Source organism: Shewanella violacea DSS12 (assembly GCF_000091325.1).
Taxonomy (GTDB): Bacteria; Pseudomonadota; Gammaproteobacteria; order Enterobacterales; family Shewanellaceae; genus Shewanella; species Shewanella violacea.
The window spans coordinates 3,909,239-3,935,513 of the sequence record NC_014012.1 but is presented as its reverse complement, the minus strand read 5'-3'; the positions used below and the strand labels follow the sequence as shown (position 1 = coordinate 3,935,513).

General features: G+C 45.2%; 21 protein-coding genes and 1 riboswitch. Of the genes, 12 read left to right on the top strand and 9 right to left on the bottom strand.

Features of this window, described 5'->3' with window-relative positions; all coding sequences use genetic code 11:
• Window positions 1–4: 4 nt before the first annotated feature.
• Window positions 5–733: an HDOD domain-containing protein gene (locus tag SVI_RS16415; RefSeq protein ID WP_041420034.1), complete on the top strand. Its 729-nt coding sequence runs from the start codon at window positions 5–7 to the stop codon at window positions 731–733.
• Window positions 734–864: 131 nt separating this feature from the next.
• On the opposite strand, the gene SVI_RS16410 is transcribed toward SVI_RS16415, so the two are convergent.
• Window positions 865–1,770 carry a LysR family transcriptional regulator gene (locus SVI_RS16410; protein ID WP_013052735.1) on the bottom strand — a complete coding sequence of 302 codons (906 nt, stop codon included), beginning with the start codon at window positions 1,768–1,770 and terminating at the stop codon, window positions 865–867.
• 251 nt (window positions 1,771–2,021) lie between these two features.
• On the opposite strand from SVI_RS16410, the gene metE reads away from it, so the two are divergent.
• Window positions 2,022–4,310, top strand: coding sequence for a 5-methyltetrahydropteroyltriglutamate--homocysteine S-methyltransferase (metE, locus tag SVI_RS16405; protein ID WP_172634469.1), 2,289 nt, complete (start codon window positions 2,022–2,024; stop codon window positions 4,308–4,310).
• A 123-nt stretch (window positions 4,311–4,433) separates the two neighbouring features.
• On the opposite strand, the gene SVI_RS16400 is transcribed toward metE, so the two are convergent.
• Window positions 4,434–6,005, bottom strand: coding sequence for a glutamate synthase-related protein (locus SVI_RS16400; protein ID WP_013052733.1), 1,572 nt, complete (start codon window positions 6,003–6,005; stop codon window positions 4,434–4,436).
• 332 nt (window positions 6,006–6,337) lie between these two features.
• Here SVI_RS16400 and SVI_RS16395 point away from each other — a divergent pair, with 332 nt between their 5' ends.
• The 4 genes from SVI_RS16395 to SVI_RS16380 all read left to right on the top strand — a co-directional run bounded on the left by SVI_RS16395 (window position 6,338) and on the right by SVI_RS16380 (window position 10,594).
• Window positions 6,338–6,763 (top strand): hypothetical protein, encoded by a 426-nt coding sequence (locus SVI_RS16395; RefSeq protein WP_331370556.1) that lies wholly within the window; start codon window positions 6,338–6,340, stop codon window positions 6,761–6,763.
• 225 nt (window positions 6,764–6,988) lie between these two features.
• Window positions 6,989–9,076, top strand: a complete 2,088-nt coding sequence (locus SVI_RS16390; RefSeq protein WP_041420033.1) for a protein-disulfide reductase DsbD family protein — start codon at window positions 6,989–6,991, stop codon at window positions 9,074–9,076.
• A gap of 115 nt (window positions 9,077–9,191) precedes the next feature.
• A complete protein-coding gene (locus SVI_RS16385; RefSeq protein ID WP_157608718.1) occupies window positions 9,192–10,040 on the top strand; it encodes a DsbA family protein in 849 nt (282 codons plus the stop codon).
• Window positions 10,041–10,141: 101 nt separating this feature from the next.
• Window positions 10,142–10,594, top strand: a complete 453-nt coding sequence (locus tag SVI_RS16380) for a protein disulfide oxidoreductase (RefSeq protein WP_013052728.1) — start codon at window positions 10,142–10,144, stop codon at window positions 10,592–10,594.
• 63 nt (window positions 10,595–10,657) lie between these two features.
• On the opposite strand, the gene SVI_RS16375 is transcribed toward SVI_RS16380, so the two are convergent.
• Both SVI_RS16375 and SVI_RS16370 read right to left on the bottom strand, forming a co-directional pair.
• Window positions 10,658–11,026, bottom strand: a complete 369-nt coding sequence (locus tag SVI_RS16375) for a hypothetical protein (RefSeq protein ID WP_013052727.1) — start codon at window positions 11,024–11,026, stop codon at window positions 10,658–10,660.
• A gap of 207 nt (window positions 11,027–11,233) precedes the next feature.
• On the bottom strand, window positions 11,234–11,890 hold the full coding sequence (locus tag SVI_RS16370) for an acyl-homoserine-lactone synthase (RefSeq protein WP_013052726.1): 657 nt from the start codon (window positions 11,888–11,890) through the stop codon (window positions 11,234–11,236).
• A gap of 570 nt (window positions 11,891–12,460) precedes the next feature.
• Between SVI_RS16370 and SVI_RS16365 the strand changes: the two genes are divergently transcribed.
• A complete protein-coding gene (locus SVI_RS16365; protein WP_013052725.1) occupies window positions 12,461–13,213 on the top strand; it encodes a helix-turn-helix transcriptional regulator in 753 nt (250 codons plus the stop codon).
• 415 nt (window positions 13,214–13,628) lie between these two features.
• On the top strand, window positions 13,629–13,835 hold the full coding sequence (locus SVI_RS16360) for a dodecin (protein WP_013052724.1): 207 nt from the start codon (window positions 13,629–13,631) through the stop codon (window positions 13,833–13,835).
• A 129-nt stretch (window positions 13,836–13,964) separates the two neighbouring features.
• Here the strand turns inward: SVI_RS16360 and queG are convergent, their stop codons facing one another.
• Window positions 13,965–15,224 (bottom strand): tRNA epoxyqueuosine(34) reductase QueG, encoded by a 1,260-nt coding sequence (queG, locus tag SVI_RS16355; protein ID WP_013052723.1) that lies wholly within the window; start codon window positions 15,222–15,224, stop codon window positions 13,965–13,967.
• Window positions 15,225–15,525: 301 nt separating this feature from the next.
• Between queG and SVI_RS16350 the strand changes: the two genes are divergently transcribed.
• Both SVI_RS16350 and SVI_RS16345 read left to right on the top strand, forming a co-directional pair.
• A complete protein-coding gene (locus tag SVI_RS16350; RefSeq protein ID WP_013052722.1) occupies window positions 15,526–16,251 on the top strand; it encodes a sulfite exporter TauE/SafE family protein in 726 nt (241 codons plus the stop codon).
• A 378-nt stretch (window positions 16,252–16,629) separates the two neighbouring features.
• A complete protein-coding gene (locus tag SVI_RS16345) occupies window positions 16,630–18,249 on the top strand; it encodes a methyl-accepting chemotaxis protein (RefSeq protein ID WP_013052720.1) in 1,620 nt (539 codons plus the stop codon).
• A 217-nt stretch (window positions 18,250–18,466) separates the two neighbouring features.
• Here SVI_RS16345 and add read toward each other — a convergent pair whose 3' ends face one another.
• The gene (gene add, locus SVI_RS16340) at window positions 18,467–19,462 is read right to left on the bottom strand and encodes an adenosine deaminase (RefSeq protein ID WP_013052719.1); all 996 of its coding nucleotides are present in this window, start codon (window positions 19,460–19,462) and stop codon (window positions 18,467–18,469) included.
• Between the two features lie 112 nt (window positions 19,463–19,574).
• Window positions 19,575–19,674: riboswitch (purine riboswitch) on the bottom strand.
• A gap of 345 nt (window positions 19,675–20,019) precedes the next feature.
• On the opposite strand from add, the gene SVI_RS16335 reads away from it, so the two are divergent.
• Window positions 20,020–20,553 carry a phosphatase PAP2 family protein gene (locus tag SVI_RS16335; RefSeq protein ID WP_013052718.1) on the top strand — a complete coding sequence of 178 codons (534 nt, stop codon included), beginning with the start codon at window positions 20,020–20,022 and terminating at the stop codon, window positions 20,551–20,553.
• 93 nt (window positions 20,554–20,646) lie between these two features.
• Window positions 20,647–21,084, top strand: a complete 438-nt coding sequence (locus tag SVI_RS16330) for a DUF3069 domain-containing protein (protein WP_013052717.1) — start codon at window positions 20,647–20,649, stop codon at window positions 21,082–21,084.
• A 1,169-nt stretch (window positions 21,085–22,253) separates the two neighbouring features.
• Here SVI_RS16330 and SVI_RS16325 read toward each other — a convergent pair.
• The 3 genes from SVI_RS16325 to SVI_RS16310 all read right to left on the bottom strand — a co-directional run bounded on the left by SVI_RS16325 (window position 22,254) and on the right by SVI_RS16310 (window position 26,248).
• The gene (locus SVI_RS16325; protein WP_013052716.1) at window positions 22,254–23,231 is read right to left on the bottom strand and encodes a hypothetical protein; all 978 of its coding nucleotides are present in this window, start codon (window positions 23,229–23,231) and stop codon (window positions 22,254–22,256) included.
• 650 nt (window positions 23,232–23,881) lie between these two features.
• Complete coding sequence (locus SVI_RS16315) at window positions 23,882–25,570, bottom strand: NAD-dependent malic enzyme (RefSeq protein WP_013052713.1); 1,689 nt, start codon at window positions 25,568–25,570, stop codon at window positions 23,882–23,884.
• 213 nt (window positions 25,571–25,783) lie between these two features.
• A complete protein-coding gene (locus SVI_RS16310) occupies window positions 25,784–26,248 on the bottom strand; it encodes a YehS family protein (RefSeq protein ID WP_013052712.1) in 465 nt (154 codons plus the stop codon).
• Window positions 26,249–26,275: the final 27 nt, after the last annotated feature.

Sequence of the window (26,275 nt, the reverse complement as noted above, 5' to 3'; positions counted from 1 at the left end):
TCCCATGACAGATCTTGAGCATCAAGTATTCACTCAAGTACGCGCAATTATTAGTAATGAAGAGCAGGTGATTGGTCGCCGCGGAATATTGATCCCTTTAAAGAAAGCGATTATTGCCGACGGTGATATTCGTAATGTCATCGATATTGTTTCTTCAGATCCCGCCTTAGCGGCTCACATGCTATGGCGCAGCAATTCTGCGATTAGCGGCAGTGGTGTCTCGACTAAGAACCGCTCATTGAAAGATGCCTTGGTTCGTTTAGGCCAGGTGAACATCTATCGTTATGCCTTTACCTTTTATTTGAAGGAACGTCTCGATGAGCTGCCCCAGCCATATAAGAAGTTAGTACAAGGTTATTGGGTGCTGACAGAGAGCATAGCTATCGATGCCGTCGACAGTTTGCATAATATGCAAGGGGTAGATATCAACCCGGACGAAGTACAGACTTTAGCGCTGTTTAGTGTGTTCGGTGAGATTATTGCCTTGACGGCATTTGCCTTCTTAAATGCCGAGTCAGAGGAGTCGTTTCCTTTAAGTATCATCAAGTCGCTTATTGATAATCAGAAGCAGACCCTGACCATAGAAGCATTTGAATCTTTGGGCCTAGATGAAGAGCTTAAAGATGAGTTTATGATCGCTCATAATCTAAGGCAGACTCGTAATTTCAACTCGCCTGGATTAGTGCTTAGACGTGTGCTTTCAATGAGAAATCAGCTGCTTAAGCCATTGTGATGAAGTTTTAACTTGTAAGCTTAGAGCTGTAAGTAAAAGAAAAGCCAGAGTCTAATTTTAGAGTCTGGCTTTTTTAGTTTCTTAATTTAGATTTTACTTACCACTTACCACTTACCACTTACCACTTGTTTTTAATTCAACTTATGCTGTTTCGCTAAGCCTTCTTTGGCAACTAGCTTTAACCATTGCTGTGCCAGATGTGCGCTCGAGCTGTCTTTGCGATAGGCGCCAAATAAGGGGCGTTTCAAGCCTTCAGGCCCTAGTTTAAGTGCGGTTAAGTTTAGCCCATAAGACTCGCTGATAGACCAGGTAGGCAGTGCTGCCACGCCATCTTTACAGGCTATACGTTGTAATAGCATCATGGTGAGATCGCAGCTGATCTGCTTACCCGCTTCGACTCCCGCAGGCTCCAAGAAATGACGGTATAGATCCAGTCGTTGTAGGGGCACTGGGTAGCTGATGATCGCGAGTTTTTTAAGTTGTTTAGGGGTAACGTATTCCAGCTTGGCCAGAGGGTGATCCTTGGCTACTACTAGCTTAACTTCAAAATCGAACAGGTGCTGATAGGCAATGGATTGTCCGGGTACGGGATCGGATGTGAGCACCACATCGAGATCGCCGATCTCCAGTGCGTTGAGTGAATCAAATAGATGTCTGCTGGAAAGATCTAAATTAACATTTGGATATACAGTTCTAAATTGTTCCATCACAGGCATCAGCCATCTAAAGCAACTATGGCATTCGATCCCTACACCCAGCCGGTTAAGCTCGTCATTGAGCCCCTGCTTAAGGTCATATTCGGTCTCAACCACCTTAGGCAATATCTCTTCGGCTAGGTTAAGTAATCTGGCGCCTTCTTGAGTGAAAGAGAGAGGCTTACTCTTTCTGATAAAGATAGAGGAGTTGATCCGGGTCTCCAATTCCTTAATCTGATGAGACAGAGCCGACTGAGTGACAAAGCGTTTCTTGGCCGCCCCAGCAAGGCTTCCCGCCTCTTTTAAGGCTACTAGTGTACGTAAGTGTCTAAGCTCAATCATATTATACCTACTTTATCTCAACATGAATTCTGCTCATGTTGCGCTTGAAATCAATTCGTTTGTCAGGAGTGAGACTATCACAATAAACTTCTAGACGTCCAGACGCCTGCGGTAAAGATTATTTAGTGAGTACTTAACTAGTAGATAACTCATAAGCCTCTTTACTCATCTCAGTTTGCTTGAAAGGCGTTTACTCTGAATTCTGCTCATATTAAAGCAAAAAGGTATACAATATGCAAACGTCGAAAGCGATACAGATAGCTAACTTAGGTTTTCCAAGAATTGGTCGTCAACGTGAGCTTAAATTTGCTCAAGAGAAATATTGGCGTGGTGAGATAAGTCAGGCCGATCTCAAGCAAGTGGCGAAGGAGTTACGTCGTACACATTGGCAGTGGCAGGCTCAGGCTGGGGTCTCCTTATTACCCGTTGGTGATTTCGCCTTCTATGATCAGGTTCTGACTCTGAGTGCGACATTGAATGCCATCCCTGAGCGTCACAGAAATCAAGATGATGCTAATGTCGATCTCGATACCTTGTTTAGAGTCGCTCGTGGTCGTGCGCCATCGGGTCAAGATGCACCTGCCGGCGAGATGACTAAGTACTTCAATACAAACTATCACTACATAGTGCCTGAGCTGACAGTAGATCAAGAATTTAGCCTGGCCTATGAGCAGTTCTTTGAAGAAGTTGAAGAGGCTAAAGCGCTGGGCTATGAAGCCAAGCCTGTACTGCTAGGTCCGGTTTCTTACCTGTTTTTAGCTAAATCTGTGGGCAGTGAATTTGATAAGCTCACCTTGTTGCCTAAGTTAATTAAGACTTACAGCGAAATCTTGACTCGTTTCAATGGCCAAGGTGTTGAATGGGTACAGCTAGAAGAACCCATTCTCGCCCTTGAACTTGATGCCGATTGGCAGAGGGCTATTTCTTCTGCCTATGAGGCACTGCAGTCATCTGAGGTTAAGGTATTACTGGCAAGTTATTACGGCACCATTGCTCATCATCAAGCATTGGTTTCAGCCTTGCCTGTTGCCGGTCTACACCTGGATTTGGTCACGGCTCCGGAGCAGCTTGCAAAATTTGCGACAAATCTCCAGCCTGAGCAAGTGCTCTCTTTAGGTGTGATAAACGGACGTAATGTCTGGGCGGCAGATATTGATTTGATTGCCGAGCGTATCGCTCCTGTGGTGAACGACCTTAAGGGACGAGTCTGGATATCTCCTTCTTGTTCACTGCTGCATACTCCGGTGGATCTCGATGTTGAGACCGAGTTGGCTCCAGCACTTAAGCAACAAGTGTCATTTGCAAAACAGAAGCTCTCTGAGCTGACTCAACTTAAATCGCTACTCAGTACTCCCGAAAACAGTGCCGATAAAGTTGAAATAGACACCATAGTGGCAACATGTGTGGCGCGCAGAGAGGCACGTGAAGCCGCTGCCGATCGGCAAGTTATCGACAGAGTCGCAGGGCTTAAAGCTGATGATTACGAGCGTGATACCGTGTTTTCAAACCGCCAATCTATACAGCAGCAGAAGTTTAATTTACCTCTGTTACCTACGACAACCATAGGTTCATTCCCCCAGACACCAGCAATTCGTGGCCTGCGTAGCCGCTGGCGTAAAGGTGAGATCACCCCTGAGTTTTATAACGACCAGCTACGTCAGGTGACTAGAGATACGATTGAGCGTCAGCTTAAACTAGGTATCGATGTATTGGTTCATGGTGAAGCCGAGCGAAACGACATGGTGGAGTATTTCGGCGAGCAGCTAGAAGGTTTCGCCTTCACTAAGTTTGGTTGGGTTCAGAGTTATGGCTCTCGCTGTGTTAAACCGCCGCTTATCTATGGTGATGTCTCGCGTCCTAATGCTATGACTGTAGAGTGGGCACAGTACGCTCAGTCTCTGACTGACAAGCCGGTAAAGGGCATGCTAACTGGACCGGTAACTATCCTGCATTGGTCATTTGCCCGTGAAGACATCAGCCGTGAGGAGATAGCGACTCAAATTGGTTTGGCGATTCGTGATGAAGTTGTCGACTTGCAAAATGCTGGCATCGGCATCATTCAGATAGATGAGCCAGCCTTCCGTGAAGGTTTGCCTTTGAAGAAGAGTGATTGGCAAGCATACCTTAAGTGGGCGGTTGACTCATTTAAGCTGAGCGCCGCAGGTGTTACAGATGAGACTCAGATCCATACTCATATGTGTTACAGCGAATTCAACGAAACCATAGCGGCTATCGCAGCCATGGACGCAGATGTTATCACCATAGAGACGTCACGTTCTCGCATGGAGTTACTCTCGGCCTTCGAAGATTTCGAATATCCTAATGAGATAGGTCCCGGCGTCTATGATATTCACACGCCGAACACGCCAACGGTCGATGAGATGGTTGAGCTTATCGAAAAAGCGGCAGGTAAGATTGACCTCAATCAGCTCTGGGTAAATCCTGATTGTGGTTTGAAAACCCGTACATGGGATGAAGTAGAGCCAGCGCTTAAGAATCTGGTTGAAGCGACTAAGGTGCTGAGAAGAAGGTTGGGGTAAAAGAAGCCATAAGCTAAAGACAGAGCTAAGACAGGTGTAAGCTTTAAGTACAAGTTTAAGCTGAGAAGTGAGAAGTTCCTAGGATCTAGACCCTAGGAACTTTTAGCTTTGAGTAGCTTTCTACTAATCTAATGGCGTAAATCCCGCATAATGTATTCCCGACAGGTGTGCCATCTCTCTGTGCCAGGTAGCTAGGTCATCCTTATTTAAATCACTTAAACTATGGTGGCCGCAGGCGCGGGCCATGACTTGCATTAGCTCTACCGATGCATTGAAAAAGTTGGCGAGCTGCATGGATGCCTTATCGATATTGAGTTTCTTTCTTAGCTCTGGATTTTGAGTCGCTATGCCGGAAGGGCAGTTATTAGTGTGACACATGCGGGCGGCGACACAGCCGATGGACTGCATGGCACTGTTAGAGATGGCGACGCCGTCTGCACCTAAGGCCATAGCCTTAACAAAATCCATGGGAACTCGAAGACCGCCGGTGATGATTAAGGTGACTTTGCCGCTGACACCTTTTTCATCTAAATATCGACGTGCACGAGCTAAGGCTGGGATAGTGGGTACGCTGATATGGTCGCGGAACATCTCCGGGGCCGCGCCAGTCCCGCCGCCACGGCCATCTAATATGATGTAATCGGCGCTGGCATCTAGGGCAAATTGAATGTCACGTTCGATATGGTTGGCACTGAGTTTAAAACCTATAGGTACACCGCCACTGATCTCGCGTACACGTTCGGCGAAGCGCTTAAAGTCACATGGGGTATTTAGCTCTTTAAAGGTGGGCGGTGATATGGCCGGCTGACCTTCTGGGATCCCCCTTACCAGTGAAATCTTCCCCCGGTTTTTTATTCCCGGCAGGTGGCCTCCTGTACCCGTTTTAGCCCCTTGTCCGCCTTTGAAGTGAAAGGCTTGAATAGAATCTAGTAGCTCTTCACGATAGCCAAACTGGGCGCTGGCAAGTTCATAGAAGTAGCGGGAGTTTTGGGCTTGTTCCTCGGGCAACATGCCACCTTCGCCGGAGCATATTCCTGTGCCTGCTAGCTCAGCCCCTATAGCCAGAGCTGTTTTCGCTTCTTCTGAAAGTGCACCGAAACTCATGTCCGATACAAATAAAGGAATTTTAAGTTTAAGTGGTTTACGGGCTTGGGGTCCTATGATCAGTTCTGTCGATACAGCTTGGTCTTCCTGTAATGGTTTAGTGGCCATTTGGGCCGTCATTATCTGGATTTCATCCCAATGAGGCAGTAGATGACGGGGCACCCCCATGGAGGTCATGGGGCCATGTCCCCCAAGTTTTGACAGGCCATCTCGGGCAAGTTGGTGGATAAATTCCACCGTGGGCTCCTCTAGTGTGGACTTGGCCGAGGGCATGGCGTCGGATTTGTTATCTTTAGCGGGGCCGGGTCCTTCTTTGCCTACCTGTTTGGCGGTGAACTGCTTATGGGTACCGTCGCAAAAAGGCGCATTAGCTGTGTGCTTACAGGCGCAAAGATAGGCATCACCATCTTGTTCAGCGGTGAAGGCCTTAGGCTTAAATGAAGTACCGGCATGAGAGCCATCACAGAAGGGTTGCTTGTTAGATTGGCCGCAGGCACAGAAGTAATATTCTTGGCCCTTGGTGAGTTCGACTTTTTTAGGTTTATTGTCTGCAATAATCGGCTTTGCATCGGTAGAAAGAGGCTTGATCATACCTTCTCCTTGGCCATTTTAAATTTTGTCAGGCTTAAGTGATTATCTGGGCTAATGTCTTGATTTAACTTGTTTCTATAAAAAATCACCAGCTGTAATTATGGGACTAAAAAGTGTGCTGGGTTCAATTAACAACCTTATAAACATAACCTAAGATAAGTACAGACGTCATAAAATGTGATTGTTTTTTATTCGCTTAAGGAGAATGAAAACGATTCCTAAAATAAAATTATATTTTATGAACTATTTTTGAGTTTATCCGGTCTTATACATCGGCGTCTCTTATGGGAGACACAGGTGTCTTATTATCAAGCTCTGACGGAATTTTTATCTTGAAGTTATTTACTAATCAGACTGGAAACCTATGGACAGTATTGGTGTTTACCATATTGACCTTGTTCTGTTTGACTCAAAATAGTGGAATACTTAAGCTGTTACTCGCCGCTAAGAGTGTGCCAGAGACTTCTGCCGTCACTATGATTGCATCGAGTATTGATATATCTGACTCGGTTGCCGAACAGGCATTAGACAGTCCAAAGCATACAGGCCTCGGCTTTAAGAAGTGTGAGTTGTCGGAAAAGTCTATGCGTGTCTGTATGGATTTGACGGACTCATTTCCTTTGTTAGTCTTGTTAGTCTTGTTATTCTCATTACCATTATTTCCTCTCATCTCTCTTCTTGTTAAAAGCATACCCTCGCCCAGTCATCTCGCTAAACCCAGACGAATACACCTCTCCTTGTGTCGATTTCAAGAATAGCCCTTGTATTAGTTCCACATCTATAGAAATATTGCCTTAACTAAACCCCTAGTTTCGTTAAGCAATGACTCGAATCTATACATTCGCGATTTGATAAGAATTTTGCTGTTTGTGCTGGTCTTTACCTTGAGGACAGACCTTAGCCTAAGCTAGCTTAGAATAAGCGATTTCGGAGAAAGTGGCTCAGCATGGGCCTTGGAGAACGACTTGAAGTATTTTAAAACAATGGTGGCTTTTGGCCTGATTTTACTCAGCTCTTCGGTGTTTGCCGCATCGACTGGCTGGATAACTAACCCCAATCATCCGCCGGTGAAGGTGCGCTTGATGTTGACCGGGGAACTAGACTCTGTCACTAAAGTTATGCCCGCGGCACTGGAAGTTAAACTCGATGGTGACTGGAAGACCTATTGGCGTAGCCCTGGAGAGGGGGGAATAGCCCCCAGTATCAAGTGGGACAAGTCCACGAACCTAAAAGAGGTTGAATGGTCATGGCCGGCACCGCAGCAGTTTTCCTTGCTAGGCATGCAGACCTTTGGCTATCAAGGGGAAGTTACTTTTCCCTTGCTGCTGACCTTAGATGATATAGAAGCCAATACTCAACTCCACGGCAAGTTCACCTTGTCTTCGTGTACCAGCATTTGTGTGCTCACGGATTATGAGATCAACTTAGCTATTAATCCAAGTGAGCTAAAAGCGGATACTTATGCCATGTTCGCCTATAACAGGGCGGTGTCGAGTGTGCCAGTGAAGGTGACTGCACAAGATGCTAATTCAGCAATCAAGCTAGGTTGGGACAGTGGGAAGTCACAGCTGGAAGTGGTGCTCGACAGTACGAACTGGCGTCAGCCTAAGCTGATCATAGATGGCGAGCCGGATACAGTTTTCAAGCTAGTGAGTGTCAACAAGAGAGAGGCCAGCGATGCCGGACAAGCCGAGAGCATAGTCGCTATTTTCGATGCTAGCAGCTGGCTGGGAGAGCCTGAGTTATTGGGTAAAAGTTTGCATGTCACTGTGATCGATTCTCGGGGTGCATTGGAATACTCATCTGAGGTGAAACCGACTCAAATCATCGCCCAAGATTCATCTCTACTAAAGATGATGCTTATCGCCTTGATAGGTGGCTTGATACTCAATGTGATGCCCTGTGTGTTACCGGTACTTGGCATGAAGTTAAGCTCTGTGGTCGCCGCGCCGGATCTTGAGCGTAATCAAATTCGTCAGCAATTTATCGCCTCGGCATTGGGGATCTTGGTCTCTTTCTGGTTATTGGCAGGATTTATCCTGATGCTCAAGTTTACCGGGCAAGCGATAGGTTGGGGCGTGCAGTTCCAAAACCCTTGGTTTATCGGCTTTATGGCCCTAGTGACCTCAATATTTGCCATCAATATGCTTGGGGCATTTGAGATAAATCTGCCTTCGAGTCTGCAAACTAAGCTGGCGACAACCGGAGGCAATAATAACCGGGGGCATTTCCTTCAGGGGATGTTTGCGACCTTGTTGGCGACGCCTTGTAGCGCCCCATTTCTGGGAACTGCGGTAGCCTTTGCCCTTGGCGCTGATACCATGAGCTTGTTGGTGATCTTCACCGCCTTGGCTTTGGGCATGGCACTACCTTGGTTACTGGTGGCGGCGTTCCCTCAGATCGCCAATTACTTCCCTAAGCCAGGTCGCTGGATGATTGTGGTTAAGGTTATCTTCTCGGTATTACTGCTGATCACTAGCTTGTGGCTTATCAGCTTATTGAGCAATTTCCTACCGACTAGCTATCTGTTTGTCGCAGCGGTTGTCTTGCTGGTGACCTTCTTCATCTTTATGGCCAAAAAACTCGGTGGCGCCGCAGTAGTGGCGACCTTTAGTATCACGCTTATTTTTTCCGCCATAGGTGCCTTTATGACATCAGCGCAATGGGCGAAACCCTTGCCCACAGATCTGGTGTGGACTCAGTTAAATGAAGAGCTGATAGCCGAGCAAGTAGCTGAGGGGAAGACTATTTTTGTCGACGTGACTGCCGACTGGTGTATTAGCTGTAAGGCCAACAAGGTGGGGGTGATATTGCAAGACCCTGTCTACAGTCAGCTCAAGCAAGACAACCTTCTGCTCATGAAAGGAGATTGGACTAAGCCATCCCAGTACATCACTAACTATTTGCAGAGTCATAATCGTTTCGGTGTGCCGTTTAATCTGGTCTACGGCCCTGGGGCTCCGAGTGGCATCGAGTTACCTGTGATCTTGTCTACTCAAGGGGTGTTAGCCGCGATTGAACGTGCATCGACAGCGCCAACGGCTGCGTCCGAGCAGAAAATTAAACAATAATCTTGTGAGTGTTCGTGTGCTTTACCTAAATTAGGCACAGATTAATCAAACGCATTTATGGCTCAAGGTGATGCAGTTAGTCATCTTGAGCCAGCCCAAGTATTAGGAATATAAGATGAAATCAGTATCTAAGTTAGACTGCCAGTCCAATGAGTCTAAGCTGCACAAATTTAGCCCGCTAAAACTGCTGCAATCAAGAAAACTGCAATTTATGGCCATGTCGGGCATTACCGCCTCAATACTCTTGATAGCTTCACAGCTGTCATTTATCTCACCGGTTCACGCCGAGGTAACAAGTTTAACGGCTCTGCAAGAGCAAGATGTCAGAGCTATTATCAAGGATGCCTTGATTAATGACCCCGAACTTTTGAAGCAAGCCATCATAGCGCTGCAGACTCGTGAGCAGTTAGGGGCTAACTCTGCCAAGCAGACGGCTCTGGATGAAAACTATAGCGCCATGTATGAAACCAAGAGTGACCCCTGGAAAGGAGCTGAAAATCCTGAGGTCACTATGGTGTATTTCACCGACTTTAACTGCCCTTACTGCAAGAAAATTGAACCTTCGCTCAATAAGCTTATCGAAGAGTTTCCTCAGCTGAAGATCATCATCAAGATGGTGCCGCTGCAGGGGGAAGGGTCTAAACTGGCGGTGGAGCTGGCGCAGACGGTCTGGCTTAACGAGCCTGAGAAGTACATAAAGTTGAAAGATATCTTGATGTCTAGCCCGCGTAGACTCGACATAGCATCTATCGCTAAAGTCGCTAAGCTCACCGATACCGAGAAATGGTTAGGAAACACAGACTCTCGAGTCGACGAGATGGTACATGACAACATTAAGCTGATGAGAAACTTAGGCATAGGCGGCACCCCAAGCATGATTTTTGGCGACAAGGTGATTCCTGGACTCGTGTCTTATGATGTGCTCAAAGAGCAGTTAGAAGAAGTGTTGGAGTCCAAAGACTAATGAGTGACCTAGATAAGGACAATGATAAGAATAAGCTTGATATAGTGGCGCTCACTCCTCTGAGAAGGGCCTTCGGCTGGCTTAAGCAAATAGCCCTGTTTATGCTGTTCGCCATAGTGATAACAGGAGTGATGGACATCTGGCGTGGTAAGGATATTCCAAGAGATAAGTTGCCGGATATCAAAGGCATGACCTTAGCCGGATCTGATATCGATATCGATGCCTTGAGCCAAGATCAGGCGGTATTGGTGTATTTTTGGGGAACCTGGTGTCCTGTGTGTAACTTTGTCAGTCCGGCTGTGGATACCATGGCCAGCATGTACCCAGTAGTTACGGTAGCGATGAATTCGGGACCCGATGACAAGATGGTTAAATATCTACAGCATAAGGGCTATGAGTTTGAAACCATCAACGACAGCAATAATGACATTGCCCGTGATTGGTCGGTGCAGCTGACGCCGACCTTGATGGTATTTAAAGATGGCGAGCTGAAACACTACACCACAGGTTTCACTAGCCTTCCAGGGATGTGGTGGCGGATGATCTTGTCATAGCTTGATCATTTATCTTGAATTAAACAGGTCGATATCGATTAGATATCGACTTTTTATTTCAAGTTATTTATTGCTACTAAAACTGACTCGATATTGCTCATCTATGATGAAGCTGAGCTTAGTCCCGAATTGAGACAAATTGTTATCGTCAAATTGATATTCTATATGACCTTGGGCCACCTGATCCCCATTAATAGCAATAAGCTGGTAGGTCACTATGCCTGTTTTTTCCTGTGGGGAAAAATAGATGGTTTGACGACTATTAACCTGAATGGTGTCTAAGGTGATCTGCTTGTCTGGGAGAGAGAAACTAACCTGATAAAAACTTCTGTCGGACAGGTTTTTAACTAAAATTTGCGGCGAGAGGAAGTGATAAGCGATACCACTCATGATGATTAATAAACAAAAAATCAGTCCTAACCTAGGTTTCATCGCGTGACTACTCAGTGAAAGATATGTCCAGACTAGCTTAAATTACCTGGCACAGCAAAAATGGCTATTATTTAGATATTGGTAAGTATTCAATACCTTGAGTTTGGCTATCCCAAAAAATCATCGGAAGACGCTCTCGTTTTTTATCAGCATAATAATTGGTCGTTTGTGAGACTAGTTTAAGGCTTACGCTCACATAATATCCCCTTAGGAGCAAAGCGTGTCCTTCGAAGGGATCAGGGCTTCGACTTGTCCAAAATCCAATACAGCCGCCATGGCATAACAACCATCTTCCATCTTAACAGGCTTGGATAATGGGGTAGATTTAAAGCCTATTCGGGCGAAGACCACTCGGGTGGCGGGAGTCACGACCATGTAAACATACCTGATGTCTCTGCTGCGGCAATAGTCTTGTAAGTGTGACAGCAGCAGGTTCAGGGGAGGGTGATTACTCACCTTAGTCTTGCCTCTGTGAGTGGATTTGATCAGCAGACGGGAAACTTCACAAGAGTTAGCCAGTTGAGTCGTAGGCTTAGAATCTAACAGAGGGCCGCTGAAGATGGTATTGATCATCCAGGGAGTGTTGTGATGATGCACTCTCAGGTATCCGGTTGCTTGACCATGGATAAAGAGCCCTAGGTGGGTCGATGTATTATCGAACTTGTCATATTCACTCTCATCTTCTGGGCTCCCGACCCAGGCGAGTTCACGACAAAATACCTCGGCACGTAATCGATATAGCTTGTCCATCTGTGCTGTATTTGGGTTATGGGTGATTAGGTAGTGGGGGGGATTTTCTGCAAAGGGATGAACACTATCACAGGTGTGATGGTTTGTTGATGGAGTCTGATTTGATTCCAGCATAGTCTTCCACTAATAGTAGGGGCAAATTTCAAGGTGGATTACACCGTGATAACAGGTCATTAGGTACTGCCCTAAGGGACAGTTGTAAATTGGTTTGCCTTTCGTTTTTTGCCTGAAAGAAGCACACAGAAGCCTTTCGAGGCCTCACTTGAGTGGGTGACTAGAATATCTTCAAGGTAACACCGATATTTAGATACTGCTTAGCTGGTATTTTGAGCACGAGACCAAGAATCAGGACAATAAACTATCAGATTGGCCTTAGGTGTTAATTACACTGGCCGAGCAAGCTGAAACCAATGAAAGTGGCTATTAATTTAGTTTATTCGTTGGTCTAGGTTATGTTTTTGGATGTGATTTATTTGTGTTAACGGTGAATATAATTATTGTAATCAAAATGTTGGGTGGTTTATCTCGGTTTGTTTTGCATCTTGCTGTGATTGATATTAGATTTATGGCTTAGGCGAGTATCGGTAGGGGCTCCTACCGCTAGGGTGGTACTTTAATTGTATTTTATGTTTTGTTATTGCAATGACCTAGCTAACGAAACCTTCAATTGAAGGATGATGAATAATGAGATTGCCGGAAGGGGATAATATCTCGCTTAATATAAAGCAAGTGTCAGATGTGTATCACATGTTTAGTGCCTCATCATCTAATGATGGGATAATGCAATGTGCTAAGACTTTGCAGAATTTACTGGAAGTGGATGGGGTGGCTCTTATTACTCTGATGATCCGTCCGGATCACAGTATTAATATTGAGAGAGTGGTCAGTTCTGGGTTTGGTTTCGAGGCCAAGAGTGCGGAGTGGGGCAACATATATCAGAAGAACAAGTTTCAATATATCGATCCCATAGTGAGCTGTTCTAAATCCATAAGGAGCTCTTTCAATTGGACCTCAGTCCCTTCTATGATGTCGCTGTCTGAGAGTCAGTTAAATTTTCTTGAGCAGGCTGAGGAGATGGGCTTAAAGGAGGGCGCAAGCATAGGTTCTTTCTCTTCTAGACATATTTATAAAGAGCTGAACATCACCTCTGTATCAGGTCGCTCACTCAACTCGGAGCAACTCGCAACCTTAGAACTTATCAACACGGTTTCGGCCCAAGCCATGACCCGGCTTACAAACCCGGTGGAGGAGTTAACGAAGAGAGAGCGGGAGATACTGGCCTGGTCTTCCGAAGGGAAATCCTCTTGGGAGATAGGCATGATCTGCTCTATCACGGAGAGAACGGTGAAATTTCATTTGAAAAATATTTATAAGAAACTCAATGTACAAAATAGGGCCCAGGCAATTGTGTGTGCAATAAGGCAAGGCTTGATATAACTGCATAGGATCTTCTATGTGTTATTTACTCGGCCATTCTATTATTTACAACCAATATTAGCCCGTTCCCCTTGAGCGGGCTTTTTTCTGAGCAATATGGAGGGCTTTAAAGCTTGTAACTTTACAGCTTTTCTAGCCTAGGAACTTACTGATACAAACTGGATTCCGGCCATAAGCATGCCGGAATGACTATAGTTTTGTCTGATATGGGCCTTCAGGCTTTCTTAGCTTGCTCTTTGGGCTCTTTAGCCTTATTGCTCCTCACTAACTTCCTAGGCTTTCGTCATTCTACAGGGTTAAGAGCTAGGTGCTGATAGCTCTCCTATACTGAGTTGGACAGAGTGTTGTTTTTTCTTTGCTCTATTAGCCGTAATTACCCGTACTTGTGTAATCAATGGATTACCCGGAGCTAGCCATGAGCCATACCTATAAAGTTATTGAACTAGTGGGATCTTCGCCTATCAGTTCCGATGAAGCGATCAAAAATGCCGTCATTTCCGCGGGGCAGAGCTTGAAGCATCTTAGGTGGTTTGAGGTGATTGAGACTCGGGGACATCTGGAGGCGGGCTTGATTGCGCATTGGCAGGTGACTATCAAGGTAGGGTTTACGATAGAGGTTTAGCTTAAGAAGTTTTAAGTTTTAAGTTTTAAGTTTTAAGCTGTAAGTGATAATTAAAAGTTCACGGCTTTAAAGGAAGCGGTATCTTTCAGTTTACAGCTTTCTTGGCATTATCTTGGGCTTAGTACTTGTTTAAGCATCCCTTGGCAGGCCTTTCTCGACACTGCGGATCACTCTTTGTGTCTTGCGACTCAGGGATGAGACGTTCTGGCTCAAGGCTGGTGTTTCTTGACCTTTTGTTTCCAAGCTCTGTGTTTCCAAGTTTTGGACTGCTGCTAGCTTGGTGTGTTGCTGAGCTAATGCCCAGTCGATATGCTCTATGACCATTTCATCGGCCTCTTCTGAGGCTTTTCTCTGCTCGAGTCCTTGGACTATCTTTTCTGAAGCTGGGGCATTTCCCAGGGCTACGGCGATATTTCTTAGCCAGCGCTTATGTCCGATACGGCGAATGGGGCTGCCTTCGGTGATCTTGAGGAACTCGGCCTCAGTCCAGCTAAAAAGGGTAAGCAATTGAGGTTGTTTGAGTGGGTCCCGAGTGTGAAAATCACTCTCGAGGGTGATTGGCGCCTTGCTATTAACTGGGCACACCAGCTGGCAGTCATCACAGCCGTAGATACGGTTGCCTATGAGAGGACGAAACTCTTCGGGAATAGCCCCTTGCAGTTCTATGGTCAGATAAGAGATACAGCGCCTGCCGTCGACGATATAGGGCTCGACTATGGCATTAGTCGGACACGATTTGATACAGGCGACGCAGGTATTACAGCCCTCACTGACGGGAATATCCACGGGCAGTGGCAGGTCGATCAATAGTTCACCGAGAAAAAACCAGCTACCTACCTCTTCATTGAGTAATAAACTGTGTTTACCGGTCCAGCCAAGACCTGCCTTTTCGGCTAAGGGTCTTTCGAGTATCGGCGCCGAGTCCACAAAGGGGCGGAAGTTAGTCTTGCCCGCGTTCATGGTATCTAGCTCGGCCTGGATCATTAGGCCTAGCTTTTTGAGGCGACTGCGGATCAACTTGTGATAGTCTCGGCCACCTGCGTAGCGGGAGATATAAGCAAGGTTGGGATCTTTGAGATTAGTGGCGAATCCAGCTTCCGGTGGCAGGTAGTTCATCCTGGCTGAGATGACCCTTATGGTGCCGGGATGTAGCTCATGTGGACGAGCGCGCATCATGCCACGGGCTTCCATATATGCCATATCACCATGATAGCCCTTGTCTAGCCATTGCTGTAACTTGAGCTCTTCACTGGTTAAGTCTGTGTCGCATATGCCTATTTGAGCGAAGCCCAGCTCAATGCCCCACTGCTTGATTTTAGCTGTGAGCTCTCTTAGTTCCGTCGGCGAGAAGGGATGGGAATTTGTTGGCGATAGAGCTGTGTCAGGCATAGGATTGGTATTAAATGGGCAATGAAATTCTTCAATATGATAACAGTAATCCGCTTTTTAAGCTGCAGATTTGATTATCTCTGCTTTGAATAAGCTTGGCTCATAAAGCCGATATTCGTACATCCTAGAAGGCAGTTTTTCAGTTTCGAACTGGTTTATCTTATTGCCAGTTCTAGTATTAATCGATAATATTCCTGCTGATATTTTAAGCTTTCATTTGTATTAAGCCTCTTATATCATGGAGTTTAGAGCTGATTTCTCGATCTCAGCTAGGTAAAATTAATCATTAAAAAGGGGATGCATGGATCACACACTTATGGTTTCCCTTTTCCTGTTAACCACCTTTACATCCACAGTAGCTGGAATTTGTGGCTTAGGTGGTGGGCTTATCTTAGCCGTGACCTTGCCTTGGTTTATTCCAGCAGCTGCCGTTATCCCAATCCATGGCACCACACAATTAGCGAGTAATTTCACTCGCCTAGGCTTTTCCTTTCGGCACATATATTGGCCGGTGGTGGGTCCGTTTGTGCTGGGCTCCTTGCTGGGTATCGCCTTGTTTGGTTTCTTTCTGATAAACCTGTCGACTGAGTTTATTCCCTTGTATATCTCCATTTACCTGCTGCTTAGCCTCTGGGTAAAGCCCATCGAACGCTTACTCGGCAAGCTGGAAAATTTTTATCTGGTTGGCGCGGCGCAGACAGGGCTGGGGCTGGTGGTCGGTGCTCCAGGTCCCCTGACTATGAATCTCTTGATGAAGCGCCTGACAGATAAAGATCAGATTATTGCTACGGCTGCACTCTTGATGGGGCTAAGTAACGTGTCTAAGGTGGTGACCTATGCTGGAATGGGCTTCATCTTCGCCGATTTTTTGCCGCAAATACTCTCGGCTATCTTAGGGGCTTGTTTAGGATCCTTGATCGGTACTAAGCTGAGAGGGAAAATCGACAACCAGAAGTTTATGAAGGGCTTGAAGTGGATATTAACCTTACTGGCTATTCAAACACTCGTTCGTTTTAGCTATGGCTAATAAGGTCTTAGCTCTGTCTTCCCTTGTATCGAAATGCATACTTGCGTACTCGAACTCTCCTATCTTCCTATCTTCCTATCTTCCTATATTCCTATCTTCCTATATTCCTATATTCCTATTTATCCTTACCTTATTTATTTGCAGGTGATTCATTTCACTTTGGCTTCATAGGTTGGCTTCTTAGACTGGCTTCTTGGTCTGGTGCTTTGGTATGAGTTTGAGTTTATTTGTTCTGTTGTGGTGTGATTGTTCATCATCAAAATAATAGTTATTCATTTTTAACACATAATTAACATGTGGTGAGGCTGGTTTCATTCTTGTTTCGGTGTTAGTTATATAGGCGGTACATAAAACAAACAATTCGCTAAGGTTTCTTATATGACGCTTAATAGCAAAATAATGACATTTGTCGGGGTACTCTTTATTGCCTTGATAAGCATTGCCATCTTAGGTCTACAGGCCTTATCTAAAGCCAGTGAAAGTGACAATATTGCTCGAATTAATCAGTTAATGAAGAGTACGGTCAATATTGTCGAGCAGTTTGAGCTGCTAGCGGCATCGGCTGAACTCGATGAAGCCAAGGCAAAACAGTATGCGGCTCGGATGCTCAGAGAAAATAAATATCACGACTCAGAATATGTCTATGTGGTCGATGACAAATTAGATTTCTTAGCAAGCCCTCACGATCCCCAGCTTCATGGCACTAGCTTCAATGATTTTAAGGATGCCAGCGGTAAGAGTATTGGCCAGATGGTGGAGCGCTTAGTGGGTAACAAGACCCAGCAGATAATAACTTATCATTGGGACTCGGAGCGTGATGGAACGCTTGTTAATCTCACTTCTGTGGTACAGAAAACCAGAGGTTGGGGTTGGTATGTGGGCACAGGGATAAGTTCTGCCGAAGCCAATGACCGCTACTGGTCAGTGGCCAAGTGGTTGTTAACCCTGTCGATCATCATTGCCGTGGTGTTGTCCTTTGTGCTCTATCGTTTCGGGCTTAGCATGCGCAATGCCTTAGGCGCCGAGATTGAAGATGTGCGCAACATAGTCATTAAGGTCTCCAGAGGTGACTTGAAACAGAATCCTGATTTTAAATATGCCAGTAATGACAGCGTTGTCGGTGCGATAAATTATATGCAGGAAGGCCTGCAGGATGTGGTAAAAGAAATTAAAAATGTCGCCGATACCCTTAATGAGCAGATGGTGGAATCGGAGAATCGAGCCACTGAGTTAGATAACTTAACCAGGGCGATGAATGAGGAAACCCAGATGGTGGCTTCGTCCATCACTGAGCTCACCGCCTCATCGGGGACAGTTGCTGACCATGCAAAGCAGACCGCCGACTCTGTGTCTGCAGCAGAAAGACAAGGAGAGAATGCTCATCTACTGACTGAGGAAGCCTCCAAAACCATAGCGCTACTGGAGGCTCAAATAGAGAGTGCGGGGTCGAACATTCAGACCTTAGATGATGAGGTTAACAATATCGCCAATGTACTGTCTGTCATTCAGGGCATTGCCGAGCAGACCAACCTGCTGGCACTCAACGCGGCTATCGAAGCGGCGAGAGCAGGTGAGCAGGGACGAGGTTTCGCCGTGGTAGCCGATGAGGTGCGTCAGCTGGCCCAGAGGACTCAAAGTAGCACGGGGGAGATCCATAATATGATAGTCAAGTTGCAGACGGCTGCTAAAGATGCAAAGACCTCAGTGACCGAGAGTATGGTGACCAGTGAAAAGACGGTGGCTAAGTCCCATCAGGTGTCTGAAGAGCTTAAAAATATTGCCATCTCCTTATCTGAAATTTCCCTGATGAGCCACCAGATCTCGGAGGCTGCATCGGAGCAATTAACGGCGGGGGAGGACTCGGCTAAACGCATCATCAATATTTCAGAAACAGCCGAAAATACCGCATCTGTGTCTCACTCGTCCCATGCGACCAGCGCTCAAATTCAGCTGTTAACTAAGAATCTGGAGAAAGAGGTGAAAAAGTTTTCCATCTAATAGCAATCGGTATAAAGGTGTGGTCATAAAGCTAGAGTAAGTGCTCACATATTAAGAACTGATGAGTTAGCCCCCACTTTTATCTGCATAGGTGATAGGACAGGCTAGCTTAATATGACGGACTAATATGACGGGCTAATATGAAGAAACAGGCATTAAAAAAGCCAGTTTATACGAAGGTATAAGCTGGCTTTTTTATTTCTATTTTATCCCGAGTCTAGTCGGCGAAGCTCATCAGATGTTGTTTAACTTCATCTGAAGCGAAGGCTTGCTCGACGCTGATCTTATAGATATTGAAGTAATCTTCACGGCTCAGGTTGAACTCCTCCATCACCTTACGTATCTCGTCTGTCATAGTGGTATTTGAGACGGTGCGGTTATCTGTGTTGATTGTGATGGGCAGAGCATCTTCATAGAAGGCTTTCAGTGGATGTTCACTCAATTTATCCACCGCTTTGGTTTGGATATTACTGCTGGGGCAGGTTTCCAGACCGATATTCTGCTGTTTCACTAGGTCATAGGCGCCCTGATGACCCGAGATATGGATCCCATGACCCACACGTTCGGCTTTTAGCATAGTGACGGCGTCAAACACGTTCTGACCCACACCTTGTTCTCCGGCGTGTATGGTGATGCGGTAGCCTTTCTCGATGGCGTAATCCACGTAGGGAATAAACTCACTGCAAAAGCCCGGTAGCTCGGCGCCGGCAAGGTCGAAGGCAACCACGCCCTTATTCAGATAAGCAGCGCCAGCATCGATAACATCCCTGATATTATCCTTGGGAAACGTTCTCAAGATAGAGAGAATATAGTTGCCCTTGATATCATACATGGCTTCGGCGCGCTGCATGCCTTTGACGACTGAGCCAATAATCTGATCGAAACTTAGCCCTTGTAACTGATGCAGTTGAGGGCCGAATCTGACCTCGAAATACTTAACGTTTTCCTTAGCCGCATCCTCGAATAGCTCAAATGAGATACGCTCGATACCAGCTTGGGTCTGCATTACAGACAAGGGCAGGTCGAAACGCATCAGATATTCTTCGAGGTTCTGACAGGTCTCTGGAGCTATCATTAATGAACGGATTTCATTGATATCTTGGCTAGGAATGGAGATGTTTTGCTGGTTGGCCAAGTCGATAATCGTTTGTGGGCGAACGCTGCCATCTAAGTGACAATGTAGATCGATCTTGGGCAAGCTTGAATAATTCATGAGTCTCTACCTTTATTGGATAGTACCTATATGAATATCGATTAAAAGGGATCTATGGCGCTAATTGGCCGCAGATCTTATCTATTAACAGATAGTTCATAGTGGAGATAGTGCATAAAGTTACAGACTTCATAATCAAGAATTTAAGGCTCTTGGTAGAAACTCCCAAACCATATCATTGGGATTATACGAAGCGATTTTCGGGACTATAGCATTACCTATAAATGACTGCAACGCTTAGGTTTAGCGCTTGCTAATTAACTTTGACTGCTATTTAGGCTAAGTGATATGGACTCGGAATATAAGCTCCTGGCTAAGGTTAAAGCCAATAACAGCAGCTTCTAGCTCTTGATTGACTCATGATTTTCAGGATACAAAATCTTAATTGTGATGATTCATCAGCATATTTTTCATCTACAATTTTTTGACATAAAATACTGTATCTTTAGCGGCTATAAATTAAGGTGGCATTTTTCTATTTGCTACTTATTTTGCTTTTATTCCGGGGCACAGGTATAAAGGCTGCCATATTTTATCTATATGAGGGTCTACTAATCGTGAGAGCCGTATTTACGAGCATATTGTTATTACTGAGTGGGCCTGTATTGGCAAATTCTAATGATTCTAACCTGGAAAAGTCAGGAGATGTACTTCACCTCTTGATCCCAGCAGTCACATTGGGTGCGACTCTATTTGTCGAAGATGACTATGAGGGAAGCTGGCAGTTGCTCAAGACCGGTCTGGTCTCCCGCCTTGCTGTAGAGGGGCTTAAATATGCCGTTCACAAGGAAAGGCCAGATGGCTCAGGTAATGATTCGTTTCCTTCGGGACATGCTGCAGATACGTTCGCCGCGGCGACCTTCGTACAACAGAGATACGGTTGGGAATGGGCCATTCCTGCCTATATAGGTGCAGCTTATGTGGGTTATACCCGAGTAGCTAGCGATCAGCACCACATAGAAGATGTATTGGCAGGTGCTGCCATAGGTGTATTATCCGGACTTTACTTTACCGATCCCTATAAAGGCATCACAATTACGCCTATTGCTGGCAATGGCGGCTATGGTCTGCATGTCAGCGGAAAATTTTAAGTCCAGCGGTCAGTTTAAGTTTCGCGCTAGGTTTAAACGTTAGTTATTACTAAATCTAAGCCCATTTTTATTAAAAAGTTTATAGAGTAAACCATGATTGAGATCACCCCAGAGTATAAAGCACGAGTCGAACAAGTTTCATTGAATGTATGTAATGTGGTTATTCCCATGGACAAGATCCCTGAGAATCTGCTGGAAGCCTACGCCAACCTCTGTAACGAGTTGCTTGAAGACACTGATGAGAAGTTTATCAAGGGCTGGCAAGCTTTGCCTAGCAGCGCCAGAGCTCAGCTGCCTCAGGCAGACTTTCATGGCTTCTATATTGCTAATGCCTGGATACAGCTGAGTCGAGTGGCTCAAGATATCTCAGAAGCCGCTGACAGTGAAGAAGCTATCGACGAGAAAGAGTATAACGGTATCTTCACCCGTATCTCAGACGATTCACTCAAGGATTGTACCAAGAAACTGAAAAAATCTCGTACCGACAGAGCCTTGTTTAACAGCATCATGGCAGTTGTCGACGGAAAATAGCCGTCTGTTCAACACGAGAAATTAGTCCTATGTCTAATTACTAGGTTCTGAGTATCGAGTGAGTTTAGCCAGTTAGGCATTGGTAAAGGCTATGGGAAACCATGGCCTTTTTTGTGTCTTTTTTTCATCAGAGACATGTTGAATAACAAGTATTCTAATTATCTTAATCGCTTTATCTGACTTTATAGGGATTGATTCGGGGGGCTGACTTCCAAAGCCCAGCTTTAATCAATCAACTCAGTGGGTGAGTGGCAGAGAAAGACTAGAGCCACCCATTGCAAATTAACAACATAGATACATCCCTTATTCAAAGTATAAGTGCACCACTTATTTCTAGTTATTGAGATTTAACTTAGCAAAGACTAGAGCCACCCATTGAAAATTAACAGCATAGATACATCCCTTATTCAAAGATAAGACTAGAGCCACCCATTGCAAATTAACAACATAGATACATCCCTTATTCAAAGTATAAGTGCACCACTTATTTCTAGTTATCGAGATTTAACTTAGCTATGAGATTCACTCGGCCACTTATCAGGCGTTTCTGAGTTAATTATTTATATATATTGGTCGCAGAGCCACCCATTGCAAATTAACAGCATAGATACATCCCTTATTCGAAGTAGAAGTGCACCACATATCTCTGGTTATCGAGATTTAACTTAGCTATGAGATTCACTCGGCCACTTATCAGGTGTTTCTGAGTTAATTATTTATAGATATTGGTCGCTGAAGAAGGGAAAAGAAGACTAGAGCCACCCATTGCAAATTAACAACATAGATACATCCCTTATTCAAAGTATAAGTGCACCACTTATTTCTAGTTATCGAGATTTAACTTAGCTATGAGATTCACTCGGCCACTTATCAGGCGTTTCTGAGTTAATTATTTATATATATTGGTCGCTGAAGAAAAGAAGACTAGAGCCACCCATTGCAAATTAACAACATAGATACATCCCTTATTCAAAGTATAAGTGCACCACTTATTTCTAGTTATCGAGATTTAACTTAGCTATGAGATTCACTCGGCCACTTATCAGGCGTTTCTGAGTTAATTATTTATATATATTGGTCGCTGAAGAAGGGAAAAGGTGAATTTTACGCAGGACTATCCCAACCCATTAAATTAATTGATTAAGTGAAGCAAGGGATGACTGAATGTATCAGCTTGCTTGTAAGTACTGACAGCATTGAGAGAAATGTCGTCGCCGCTTCTCTAAGTGTTCACAATAGCTTGTTAGCTCAGGCAGAGTGCCTACAGGGCCATGAAAGAGCTTACCAAAGTCAGTGGTGAGTTTTATCCAGTTATCACTGGTGATATTTAGCCGAGTTAATATTCTTACTGTATTGGCTGAAATAGCACCTCGCTTATCATCGCGGAGTATACGGCCGGTTTCATCAACCAGCTCTAAGTAATCTTTAAGGTCAAAATTGATACCTTTAGCTTGATGTCCGTGCTCATTGCCAATAAAAGGCAATAGTTTTACTGGTTGTTTGCCCTTCAAGGCCGCCTTAATTCTTAGCTGAAGACTTGTGTAGTCAGAACTTTCTGGTGTTTGAGCGACCTTCGCACGAATAGGGTTCAGTTCAACATAAGCCATACAAGCTAAAACAGCCGCTTCATCGAGTAAAGCTTGGCTTTTAAACCGTCCCTCCCAGAAATGTCCCGTGCAGTTATCCTCATGGTTGGCTTGTCTTGCTATGGGCTCATTGAGGCAACGCATAAACCAGCTAATATCAATGAGCCGTGAGCGATAAGTGGCAATGAGATGTTTTAACTCATCCACTTGGTACTGATCAATGACCTCACCTTTAGCGAAGTTTTGCGTAAGATCTGTACCTTTGAAACATTTATGCCATTGTTCAACCACCTCTCTATCGGACCAGATATTGACCGTATCTAAGTCAATATACAGTACTAGGTGCAGATGATTACTCATTACGGCATAGGCAGCGACATCAATAGCAAACACTTCTGTCAGTTTGAGTATCTGCGCCTCTACCCACCCTCGACGATGATCATAGTTTTTACCTGTATACTTGTCATCTCCGCAGAGGTGGGCGCGGCGGACTAAGCGACTACAGCAGTGATAGTAGGGTGTGTCTTCGAGACTAATTTGAGAACTTCGAGGGCGGGGCATAATTATCTCCAGTTTAAGCTCACCATTAAAGCTTAGTAGGAAGGGCGACGGTATGTCATTAACAATGGGTGGCCTGATTTCTCGAGACTAATTTGAGAACTTCGAGGGCGGGGCATAATTATCTCCAGTTTAAGCTCACCATTAAAGCTTAGTAGGAAGGGCGACAGTATGTCATTAACAATGGGTGGCCTGATTTCTGCCTATGAAGGAACGACCTTTAATGACGTATTCCAACAGCAAAGGTTACTGGGTTTCGGCTAAAAAACTCTGTCGGAATGACAACAAATGAACAAAAAGGTCGGAGTGAATAAGACCAAACTTTCTTGTTATTCAACTAGTGTAGATGGGGCTGAGAATTTCCAAAACAAGGCCGAAAATGTTCCCTACATTTTTCGGCATTTCCATCATCCGTGGCGACTCGCTGAACCTTCTCAAAATAAAGAGTACACATACCTCGCCAGACAGGCGTTAGATGGCAACGAAGGGACGACCTTATACACACTCCCCAATACCCAGTCGGCCAGAAGCTAAATCAGAAAATGTAATCAGCCTTCATTTCAAGGCAATAAAAAAGCTACCAGTATCAACTGGTAGCTTTAATCGAACCTTGAACATTAGAGTAAGTTTCTGACCTAACTCTTAGTTAAGAGTTAGAACGAAGTTCGCTTGTAACGTCGATACTCTGCTGTCCAGAAGTTAGCTTCGATAGACTGCTTAAGTAGCTCATCGGTACAAGGCAGGGCATGACCTTGCTCGACGGCAACTTTACCGACGGCAAAGGCTATGTGCTTGCTGACACTGTGGATACTTTCCAGTGATGGCAACAATGGGCCTTCGCCATTAATGGCAAGTGGTGAGCACTCGGCTAATGCGCGGCTCGATGCCATCAGCATCTCATCGCTAACGCGTTTCGCGCCTGATGCGAGTACGCCCAAACCTATACCTGGGAAGATATAGCCGTTATTACACTGAGCAATCTCGAAGGTTTCACCATTGACAACGACTGGCTCAAAGGGGCTGCCTGTTGCGACAAGTGCTTGGCCATTGGTCCAATGCAGTACATCTTTAGGTGTGGCTTCGACGCGGCTGGTTGGATTCGATAGCGGGAAGATGATAGGGCGAGGGCAGTTAGTATGCATCGCCTTGATGATCTCTTCGGTGAATAATCCTGGTGCACCGGATACTCCGATAAGTACCGTAGGCTTACCGTTTTTCATCACGTCAAGTAGTGAGATGTTATCGCTGAAGTTATCCCAGTTTTTGACGTCATTACACTTTTGTGCCAATTTTTGTTGGAACGGCAGTAGGTTAGGCATGTTGGCTTGCAACATTCCCCAGCGGTCGACCATAAATACTTGCTGGCGAGCCTGAGTATCTGAAATGCCTTCTGAGACCATCTGGGCCACTATGGCTTCGGCAATACCACAACCGGCAGAACCCGCACCTAAGAAGGCGATACGTTGCTCACTCAGTTTAGTTTTAGCGGCTTTACATGCGGCGAGTAGTGAACCCACAGTCACGGCTGCTGTACCTTGAATATCATCATTGAAGCAGCAATATTGATCTTTGTAACGCTCAAGCAGTGGCATGGCGTTTTTCTGGGCGAAATCTTCGAACTGGATCAAGGCATCAGGCCAGCGACGGTTAACCGCCTGCATAAAGGCTTCGACGAAGTCTTTATACTCGTCGCCGCCGATACGCTGATGACGCCAGCCCATATACATGGGATCTTCCAGCAGATGAGGGTTATCTGTGCCAACATCTAAGGTGATAGGCAAGGTGTATGCTGGGCTGATGCCGCCACAGCTGGTATATAGAGACAGCTTACCAATCGGGATACCCATGCCGCCGATACCTTGATCGCCCAGACCAAGAATTCGTTCACCATCGGTGACAACGATGATCTTTACCTTCTGGCGTGTCGAGTTATTGAGAATATCATCGATGCGGTCTTTATTTGGATAGGAGATAAATAGACCACGGTTACGGCGATACTCTTTGGAGAAACGTTCACAGGCCATACCCACAGTTGGGGTGTAGATGATTGGCATCATCTCGGTAATATGGTTTTGAACCAAACGATAGTAGAGGGTCTCGTTGGTGTCTTGAATGTTTCTCAGGTAGATGTGTCTATCGAGATCATTGCTAAAATTAGTGTACTGATCATAAGCACGAGACGCTTGCTCTTCGATGGTTTCGATGACATGAGGTAGCAGACCTTCGAGATTGAAGAATATACGTTCTTCATCGGTGAATGCGCTGCCCTTGTTGATCAAAGGGGCTTCGAGAATCGCAGGTCCTGCAAAGGGAAGGTAGAGCGGGCGTTTATGATCGTCCATTGGTAGCCTTTTCGATAGTTATAATTATAGATGCTGTGAGTCAGGCAAGATTATCACGAAATGTGATCTTTGTTGTGTTTTAGAGCTGTTTTTTAGCTCTTTTTTCTATCTTTTTTCTATCTTTTTAGTATTTAAATTTGTTTGATTTAAAACAAAAAAGCACAGCCTGAGCTGTGCTTTAGATAATCACTTACTTATCGTCATCATGCTCTGTTATTTACCACGGATCTTGATAGACAGACCTGCGAGAAAGTTACGTAAAACTTGATCGCCGCACTCTTTAAAGTGCTTATGACCTGGCTTTCTAAATAGGGCACCGAGTTCAGATTTAGACATGTTGAAATCGGCCAGAATTAATGTGCTGATGATGTCATCTTCACGCATCTCCAGAGCAACCCTTAGCTTCTTGAAGATAAGGTTGTTGTTGATCTGCGCTACAGGCTCAGGGATTTCGGCGCCTTCTCTTAGGCCACGCTTCTCTATGATAAGGCCATCAAGGAACTGACACATGGTCTTGTCATTACAAGGTTGGTAACCTTCCTCTTCTTCTTTCTTTAGCATATTAAGAAGAAGCTCTTGTGACACTTCATGGTTAACCTTGGCGAAGATCTTGATCATCTTGGCATTTTGGTAATCGAACACGAAGCGTAGACGGCGTAAAATATCGTTGTTAATCATAAGTCTTTATCTTTTCTCGTTGATTCC

Coding starts and splice junctions, on each gene's coding strand:
- SVI_RS16410 (WP_013052735.1), bottom strand. CDS start 1,770: ATGATTGAGCTTAGACACTTACGTACACTAGTAGCCTTAAAAGAGGCG.
- queG (WP_013052723.1), bottom strand. CDS start 15,224: ATGCCTGACACAGCTCTATCGCCAACAAATTCCCATCCCTTCTCGCCG.
- SVI_RS16385 (WP_157608718.1), top strand. CDS start 9,192: ATGAAATCAGTATCTAAGTTAGACTGCCAGTCCAATGAGTCTAAGCTG.
- SVI_RS16360 (WP_013052724.1), top strand. CDS start 13,629: ATGAGCCATACCTATAAAGTTATTGAACTAGTGGGATCTTCGCCTATC.
- SVI_RS16365 (WP_013052725.1), top strand. CDS start 12,461: ATGAGATTGCCGGAAGGGGATAATATCTCGCTTAATATAAAGCAAGTG.
- SVI_RS16315 (WP_013052713.1), bottom strand. CDS start 25,570: ATGGACGATCATAAACGCCCGCTCTACCTTCCCTTTGCAGGACCTGCG.
- SVI_RS16350 (WP_013052722.1), top strand. CDS start 15,526: ATGGATCACACACTTATGGTTTCCCTTTTCCTGTTAACCACCTTTACA.
- SVI_RS16370 (WP_013052726.1), bottom strand. CDS start 11,890: ATGCTGGAATCAAATCAGACTCCATCAACAAACCATCACACCTGTGAT.
- SVI_RS16330 (WP_013052717.1), top strand. CDS start 20,647: ATGATTGAGATCACCCCAGAGTATAAAGCACGAGTCGAACAAGTTTCA.
- SVI_RS16380 (WP_013052728.1), top strand. CDS start 10,142: ATGCTGTTCGCCATAGTGATAACAGGAGTGATGGACATCTGGCGTGGT.
- SVI_RS16400 (WP_013052733.1), bottom strand. CDS start 6,005: ATGATCAAGCCTCTTTCTACCGATGCAAAGCCGATTATTGCAGACAAT.
- SVI_RS16415 (WP_041420034.1), top strand. CDS start 5: ATGACAGATCTTGAGCATCAAGTATTCACTCAAGTACGCGCAATTATT.
- SVI_RS16375 (WP_013052727.1), bottom strand. CDS start 11,026: ATGAAACCTAGGTTAGGACTGATTTTTTGTTTATTAATCATCATGAGT.
- add (WP_013052719.1), bottom strand. CDS start 19,462: ATGAATTATTCAAGCTTGCCCAAGATCGATCTACATTGTCACTTAGAT.
- SVI_RS16345 (WP_013052720.1), top strand. CDS start 16,630: ATGACGCTTAATAGCAAAATAATGACATTTGTCGGGGTACTCTTTATT.
- SVI_RS16325 (WP_013052716.1), bottom strand. CDS start 23,231: ATGCCCCGCCCTCGAAGTTCTCAAATTAGTCTCGAAGACACACCCTAC.
- SVI_RS16390 (WP_041420033.1), top strand. CDS start 6,989: ATGGTGGCTTTTGGCCTGATTTTACTCAGCTCTTCGGTGTTTGCCGCA.
- SVI_RS16310 (WP_013052712.1), bottom strand. CDS start 26,248: ATGATTAACAACGATATTTTACGCCGTCTACGCTTCGTGTTCGATTAC.